This window comes from Microbacterium sp. P2_F9, assembly GCF_056403635.1.
The window spans coordinates 1-6938 of record NZ_JBFUFC010000202.1; the positions used below are offsets into that span (position 1 = coordinate 1).

The 6938-nt window shown below is 68.4% G+C and carries 8 protein-coding genes; 6 read left to right on the plus strand and 2 right to left on the minus strand.

Features of this window, described 5'->3' with window-relative positions:
- From AC1DVT_RS16650 to AC1DVT_RS16660, 3 genes are all read left to right on the plus strand, one after another.
- On the plus strand, positions 1-463 hold a 463-nt coding region (locus AC1DVT_RS16650; RefSeq protein ID WP_477390105.1), incomplete at its 5' end, for a metallophosphoesterase family protein.
- Positions 464-591: 128 nt separating this feature from the next.
- Positions 592-2118, plus strand: a complete 1527-nt coding sequence (locus AC1DVT_RS16655; protein ID WP_477390107.1) for an aspartate ammonia-lyase — start codon at positions 592-594, stop codon at positions 2116-2118.
- 142 nt (positions 2119-2260) lie between these two features.
- The gene (locus AC1DVT_RS16660; RefSeq protein WP_477390109.1) at positions 2261-2752 is read left to right on the plus strand and encodes a DUF4190 domain-containing protein; all 492 of its coding nucleotides are present in this window, start codon (positions 2261-2263) and stop codon (positions 2750-2752) included.
- Positions 2753-2778: 26 nt separating this feature from the next.
- On the opposite strand, the gene AC1DVT_RS16665 is transcribed toward AC1DVT_RS16660, so the two are convergent.
- On the minus strand, positions 2779-3645 hold the full coding sequence (locus tag AC1DVT_RS16665; RefSeq protein ID WP_477390111.1) for a fumarylacetoacetate hydrolase family protein: 867 nt from the start codon (positions 3643-3645) through the stop codon (positions 2779-2781).
- Positions 3646-3686: 41 nt separating this feature from the next.
- Between AC1DVT_RS16665 and AC1DVT_RS16670 the strand changes: the two genes are divergently transcribed.
- The 3 genes from AC1DVT_RS16670 to AC1DVT_RS16680 all read left to right on the plus strand — a co-directional run bounded on the left by AC1DVT_RS16670 (position 3687) and on the right by AC1DVT_RS16680 (position 6228).
- Positions 3687-4907 (plus strand): PrsW family intramembrane metalloprotease, encoded by a 1221-nt coding sequence (locus AC1DVT_RS16670; protein WP_477390113.1) that lies wholly within the window; start codon positions 3687-3689, stop codon positions 4905-4907.
- A gap of 208 nt (positions 4908-5115) precedes the next feature.
- The gene (locus tag AC1DVT_RS16675) at positions 5116-5484 is read left to right on the plus strand and encodes an FKBP-type peptidyl-prolyl cis-trans isomerase (RefSeq protein WP_477390115.1); all 369 of its coding nucleotides are present in this window, start codon (positions 5116-5118) and stop codon (positions 5482-5484) included.
- A 180-nt stretch (positions 5485-5664) separates the two neighbouring features.
- Entirely contained in the window at positions 5665-6228 is a 564-nt protein-coding gene (locus AC1DVT_RS16680; RefSeq protein WP_457100543.1) for a YceI family protein, read from the plus strand.
- Here AC1DVT_RS16680 and AC1DVT_RS16685 read toward each other — a convergent pair.
- Positions 6225-6938: DMT family transporter (locus tag AC1DVT_RS16685; RefSeq protein ID WP_477390117.1), on the minus strand; the 714-nt coding region annotated here is incomplete at its 5' end. The genes AC1DVT_RS16680 and AC1DVT_RS16685 overlap by 4 nt on opposite strands.

Genomic DNA, 6938 nt, shown 5'->3' on the forward strand with positions numbered 1-6938 from the left:
GCTCGAATGGCTCCGCGACATCCTCTCCACACCGGCTCCTCTCGGCACGCTCCTCGCGCTGCACCATCCGCCGCTGCCGAGCCACGTACCGCTGTTCGACATCCTCGAGCTTCGCGACCAGGACCGGCTCGCCGACGCGATCGCCGGCAGCGACGTGCGGGGGATCCTCGCCGGGCACCTGCACTACTCCACCAGCGGCACCTTCGCCGGGGTGCCCGTCAGCGTCGCGGCCGCCACCTGCTACACGATGAACCTCGCGCGGCCCGCGGCCTCGGTCAACGGCATGGACGCCGGGCAATCCTTCCACCTCGTGCATGTCTACGACCACACGATCACGCACGCGGTGGTGCCCGTCGTCGATGCCACCACCGGCGAGTACTTCTCGCCCGAATGGGTGGCACGGATGGCGCAGCTCACGCCGCAGGAGCGGCTCGAGGCGTTCTCGCGCAAGCCGGGCGCTTGACGCCTGTACGCGGCGGCGGATGACGGGAGCGCCGCTGTACGCGTCGGCGAGCCGCAGTGCCGGGGCTGCGTGGGTAGGCTCGGGGCATCCCCTCACACCGCCGTGATCGACCCACAAGGACATTCCCCATGGCACTGGACGCAACGACGCGAACCCGCATAGAGACAGACTCGCTCGGCTCCCTCGAGATCCCGGCAGACGCCTATTGGGGCGTCCACACTGCGCGGGCGCTCGACAACTTCCCGATCTCCAAGCGCCCGATCTCGGTCTACGCAGACCTGGTCAGAGCTCTCGCGATGGTCAAGCAGGCTTCGGCGAGGGCCAACCGCGAGATCGGCGCACTTGATGCCGAGAAGGCCGACCTGATCGACCGGGCCGCGCAGCTCGTGATCGACGGCAAGTACCACGACCAGTTCGTCGTCGGCGTGGTCCAGGGCGGGGCGGGCACCTCGACGAACATGAACGCGAACGAGGTCATCACCAACATCGCGCTCGAACTGGCCGGACGGGAGAAGGGCGATTACGCGTTCCTGTCGCCGATCGACCACACCAACCGCAGCCAGTCCACCAATGACGTCTACCCGACGGCGATCAAGGTCGGGCTGGGCCTTGATCTCCTGACGCTCCTGGAAGAGCTGGACCTCCTGCGCCGCGCGTTCCTCGCGAAGTCGACGGAGTTCCACGCCATCCTCAAGGTCGGCCGCACGCAGCTGCAGGACGCCGTGCCGATGACGCTCGGGCAGGAGTTCCACGGCTTCGCCACGACACTCGGCGAGGATTACCACCGGCTGAAGGAGAACGCCTACCTCCTGTGCGAGATCAACATGGGCGCGACGGCGATCGGCACCGGGATCACGACGCACCCCGACTATGCGGCGGCCGTGTGCCGGCACCTCCGTGAGATCTCCGGCCTCGACCTCGAGACGGCGACCGACCTGGTGGAGTCCACGAGTGACACTGGCGCGTTCATGTCGTTCTCGGCCTCGCTCAAGCGCAATGCCATCAAGCTCTCGAAGATCTGCAACGACCTGCGGCTGCTGTCCTCGGGACCACAGGCAGGGTTCGGCGAGATCAACCTCCCGGCGCGCCAGGCGGGCTCGAGCATCATGCCGGGCAAGGTCAACCCGGTMATCCCCGAGGTCGTCAACCAGGTCGCGTTCGCCGTCGCAGGCGCCGACCTCACCGTCACGATGGCTGTCGAGGGTGGCCAGCTCCAACTCAACGCCTTCGAGCCGATCATCGCGCACTCGATCTTCCAGTCGATCACGTGGATGCGGCGGGCGATGCGCACGCTGCGGGTCAACTGCATCGACGGCATCACGGCGAATCGTGAGCGGCTGGGGGCGATGGTCGGCTCGTCGGTGGGCGTCGTGACGGCGCTGACGCCGTTCATCGGGTACGCCGCCTCGGCAGCCCTCGCCAAAGCGGCGCTGCTGACCGGACAGAACGTCGGCGACCTCGTCGTCGAGGCCGGCCTCATGTCCCGCGAAGAGGTCGCGAAGCAGCTGTCTCCGGCGCGCCTTTCCGGACTCGAGGTGATCACCGCGGCGATCCCGATCATGCAGGCGGCCGAGAATCTCGTCGCCGATCCTCCGCGTTCGGTCGCTGCAGACCCGGATCCGGCTGACTCGGCCGGGGGAGACGACGGCTCCTGACCGATCGACGGATGCCGGTGCCCGCGGCCGCGCTCAGCTCGGCGTTGACCGGCCCCCGTGGGTTCCTGCGGGCGACCGGTCCAATGTCGGCGCGAGCGGCGTACCGTCGGGGTAGGAGCAGTTCGCGATCAGGAGGCACCCCATGTCGATGAACCCGCCAGGACCAGAGCACCCCCCGCAGCCGGGCTACCCGCCGCCGAGCTACGGCGCACCCCCGCAGCATGGCTACGCCGGGCAGCCCGCGTATCCCGGGGCCTCCCCGTACCCGCCACCCTCGGCCTACCCCTCCGCGCCGCCGCCAACCGGGCAGTACTCGGCGCCACCACCCGCGGCACCGGGCCGCACCCTCGGGATCGTCGCCTTGATCCTGTCGTTCTTCATGTCGCTGGTCGGGCTGATCCTGGGCATCATCGCCCTGGTGCAGAGTCGCACGGCCGGTCAGAGGAACGGCTTCGCCCTCGCCGCCATCATCATCGGCGCAGTGCTCACCGTGGTGGGCATCATCGTGACCATCGCGATCCTGTCAGCGCTGGGAGCCGCTGCCGCGGAATATGCCCGCCTCTGCGCTGAGTACGGGTCGGGCACGCACACCATCGGCGGGGTCGACATGACGCTCATCTGCCCGTCCGAGTAGCCCGGCGAGCGAGGTCGGCGTCGCGGTCAGCCGATGATGCGGCAGTGGGTGGTCAGCGCGCCGATCCCGTCGATCCCGACGGTGACCGTCGACCGGTCGCGCAGGAACACCTGAGGGTCGCGCGAGTAGCCCGCCCCTCCTGGGCTCCCGGTCGAGATGAGCGTGCCCGGCAGGAGGGTGACCGACTTCGACAGGTGCGAGATCAGCGACGACACCGGACGCACCATCTGGGCGGTCGAGGCATCCTGCATCGTGTGCCCGTCGAGCACGGTCCAGATGTGCAGCTTCTGCGGATCGGGCACCTCGTCGGCGGTGACGACGTAGGGCCCGGTCGGGGTGAACCCGTCGAACGACTTGCAGCGTGACCACTGGGCTTCGGAGTACTGGATGTCGCGCGCGGTGATGTCGTTGACGACGGTGTAGCCCCAGACGTGGTCCAGCGCGTCCTCGGGGGCCACATCCTTCGCGGGCTTGCCGATGATGACGCCGAGCTCAGCCTCGTAGTCGATCGACTCGCTGAGCGAGCGCGGCCAGGTGGTGATCGCATCGTGGCCGGAGAGCGAGTTCGGCCACAGCGCGAACACGGTCGGGGTCGAGTCGGTCCGAAGCCCCAGCTCGCTGGAGTGGGCGGCGTAGTTCAGGCCGATCGCGAGGATCAATGGAGGCGTCAGCAGCACGGAGGCGAACGTCAGAGAGTCGACCGGATGCCGGGGACCTGCGCCGTCCGCGGCCTCCCGCACCCTCTCGAGCAGTGGATCGCCACCGGCGATGAGCTCCTCGAGAACCCGAGGCGCGCCGGGAAACAGGTCCTCGACGACGAGCGCTCCCTCGTCGACGATGAGCGCGAGGCGCGGGTCGTCCGTGCCCGCGGAGGTCACGTGGGCGAAGCGCATGGCTCCACGCTACCGTGGCGCAGATCCCTAGGCTGTGTCGCATGACGCTGCCTGGGTTCGACTCATCCGACCGAGATCGCACGAGCGGTGGGTTCCCCTCATCGCTGGCGCAGCCCTCGTTCGCGCCCACGACGTCGATCGACAGCGCACCGGTCTCGCCCGCCCCGCTTGCGGCGCCGGTGCCGGCGCGATCGGGCCGCAGTGCGCCGGTGTGGATCTTCGGCGTGCTCGTGCTGCTGCTGATCGCCCTCGTCGGCTATTTCCTCACGTTCGTCGGCACGGGCGCCTCGGCGATCGGCGCGATCCTGGCTCTCGTGCCCCTCACGGTCGTGCTGCTCGCGATTCGGATCATCGATCGCTGGGAGCCCGAGCCGCGCAGCCTCGTGATCTTCGCGATCGCCTGGGGTGCGATCGCCGCGGTCGCGATCGCGCTCGGCGTCGATCTCCTGCTGACGGTGCTGCTCCGCCCGCCCGACACGCAGGCCAACGAGATCTTCGGGGCCGTCGTGCAGGCGCCCATCGTCGAGGAGCTGGGCAAGGGGCTCGGCGTGCTGATCATCTTCGCCGTCGGACGACGAGCGTTCGACGGGCCAATTGACGGCATCGTCTACGGCGCGCTCATCGGCGCCGGGTTCGCGTTCACCGAGAACATCCAGTACTTCGCGACGAGCTACATCGAAGGAGGCGTCGGACAGACCTCGGTGACGTTCTTCATGCGTGGCATCATGTCGCCGTTCGCGCATGTGATGTTCACGAGCGTCACGGGGTTCGCGGTCGGCCTGGCCGCGCGACGGGGGGCCAGGACAGCGCAGGCCGTCGGGCCCTGGATGATCGGGCTCGCGGGAGCGATCGCCCTGCACGCCTTCTGGAACGCATCCGCCGTGTTCAGCGACTTCTTCACGCTGTATCTCCTCGCCCAGATCCCGCTCTTCATCGTGTTCATCCTGGGGGTGCTCGCATTGCGCCGCGAAGAGTCCAGGCTCACCCGCACACGCCTCGGGGAGTTCGCCACCGCGGGGTGGTTCACGCCGCAGGAGGTGGACATGCTCGCCACCCCCGCAGGCCGCCGCACCGGCCTGCGCTGGGCGAAGACCCTCCGCGGCGACCGCACCGCGATCATGAAGGGGTTCATCCTCGATGCCACCGCCCTCGCGATGGCCCGACAGCGCGAGATCACCGGCCGCGACCCGGCCGCGATCCACGACGAGTCGGCGCTGCTCGAGCGCACGGCCGCCGCGCGGGCGGCGCTGCTCGCGCCGTGAGGAGGCTGCCGCATCAACGCGGGGCTTCGCGCCGCATTGATCCGACTCGCGGCAAAACTCAGCGCTCGGTGTCGCGGCGATGCCTGCGAAACTGCCGAGCGCTGAGTTGGTCTGACCCCAGCGTGTCAAACCCCCACTCCAGCGTCAACCCCTGGGGCAGGGAGGTGCTCGCGTTGCACCGATCCTTCTCGTCGGGTTGGATGGATGCATGACTGATGACCGCACCAAGCCCGAGATCGACGCCCCCGAGGGGCCCGCTCCCACCGACCTCGTCATCCGCGATCTCATCGTGGGCGACGGCGCCGAGGCGAAGCCCGGCGACACCGTGACCGTGCACTACGCCGGCGTCGAGTACGAGACCGGCGAGGAGTTCGACTCTTCGTGGAACCGCGGCGAGAGCATCCAGTTCCCGCTGCGCGGCCTCATCCAGGGCTGGCAGGACGGCATCCCCGGCATGAAGGCCGGCGGTCGTCGCGAATTGACGATCCCGCCGCACCTCGCCTACGGCCCCGCCGGCGGCCACTTCCTCGGCGGCAAGACCCTGATCTTCGTTATCGACCTCGTCTCGGTCGGCTGACCCACCCTTTTTCTCGACGAGGGACGGATGCTGCGGCATCCGTCCCTCGTTCTCATTTGCGCGCGGGCCGGCGAACCCGACGAAGAAACTTTATATTCACCGGAATAGATCGGCGGGATGCCGCCTTACCCCTTTCAGAGAGTTCGTCGGCCCCGCGACGGATCGAGACGGAGGAAGACCATGACCGACACCACCACCATCGACGTTCCCGGTTACAAGGCGGGCACCTGGGTGCTCGACCCCGCCCACAGCGAGGTCCGCTTCAGCGTCCGCCACATGATGATCTCGAAGGTGCGCGGCACGTTCGGGATGAAGAGCGCGACACTGATCGCCCCGGAGAACCCGCTCGACGCGAAGGTGGAGGCGAGTGTCGACGTCACGTCGCTCGACTCGAAGGACGCCGGCCGCGACGCCCACCTGCTGTCGCCCGACTTCTTCGATGTCGAGAACCACCCGACGATCGAATTCGTCTCGACCGGTGCTCACGTCAAGGGCGACGAGTTCTTCGTGGATGGCGACCTCACGATCCGCGGCATCACCAAGCCGGTCTCGTTCGACTTCGAGTTCGGCGGCTTCGGCACCGACCCGTGGGGCAACTACAAGGCCGGTGCGACGGCGACGACGGTCATCAACCGCGAGGACTTCGGTCTGACGTGGAACGCCGCGCTCGAGACCGGCGGCGTGCTCGTCGGCAAGGACATCACGATCACGCTCGACCTGCAGGGCGCCCTGCAGCAGGACTAGTCGCGAACGGGGGCGGGTGCGTCGGAGCTCGGTTCGAGCGCCGGGGCACCCGCCCTTTCGCGATTGCGCCGAGAGAGTCGCAGCCGGTTCTGCGCGAGCAGGATGCCGAGGAAGACGACCAGCGCTCCCACCGGCTCGTTCCAGCTGACGGTCTCGCCCAGCACCACGACCCCGAGCACGACGCCCACGATAGGCGTGATGTAGGTGACGGTCGATGCGCGGGTGGGTCCCCAAGCGCGCACCGTGGTCTGGTTCCAGATGTAGGCGACGCCCGTGCCGAGGCATCCGAGCAGCAGCACGCTGCCGATGATCCAGGGGTCGAGGGTGACCGCGGATGCCGCGACCAGCGGCGTCAGCGCGAGCATGATGACCGCCCCGATGCCGATGTTCAGGAACGAGAACATGAGCGCCGTCATGCCCGTGTTCGAGACGAACTTGCGCATGTAGGCGAGGCTGAAGCCGTAGCAGGCGGTCGCGCCGAGGATCGCGAACTGGGCGACCAGGCTCTGGCTGAGGTCCAGTCCCTGCCAGGGCGCGATGATCACCACGACGCCGAGGATTCCCAGGACGATGCCGGCGATCTGCAGCGCCCTGAGGCGCTCGACGCGGAACAGGACTGCCGCCATGACCGCCGTCATGATCGGCGTGGTCGCGTTGAAGATGCTCGCGAGGCCCGAGGTGACGTGCTGCTGCGCCCACGAGAACAGCAG

Bases quoted from the DNA above. Each gene is read 5' to 3' on its own strand.
- AC1DVT_RS16675 (WP_477390115.1), top strand. From the start codon at position 5,116: ATGACTGATGACCGCACCAAGCCCGAGATCGACGCCCCCGAGGGGCCC.
- AC1DVT_RS16680 (WP_457100543.1), top strand. From the start codon at position 5,665: ATGACCGACACCACCACCATCGACGTTCCCGGTTACAAGGCGGGCACC.
- AC1DVT_RS16660 (WP_477390109.1), top strand. From the start codon at position 2,261: ATGTCGATGAACCCGCCAGGACCAGAGCACCCCCCGCAGCCGGGCTAC.
- AC1DVT_RS16670 (WP_477390113.1), top strand. From the start codon at position 3,687: ATGACGCTGCCTGGGTTCGACTCATCCGACCGAGATCGCACGAGCGGT.
- AC1DVT_RS16665 (WP_477390111.1), bottom strand. From the start codon at position 3,645: ATGCGCTTCGCCCACGTGACCTCCGCGGGCACGGACGACCCGCGCCTC.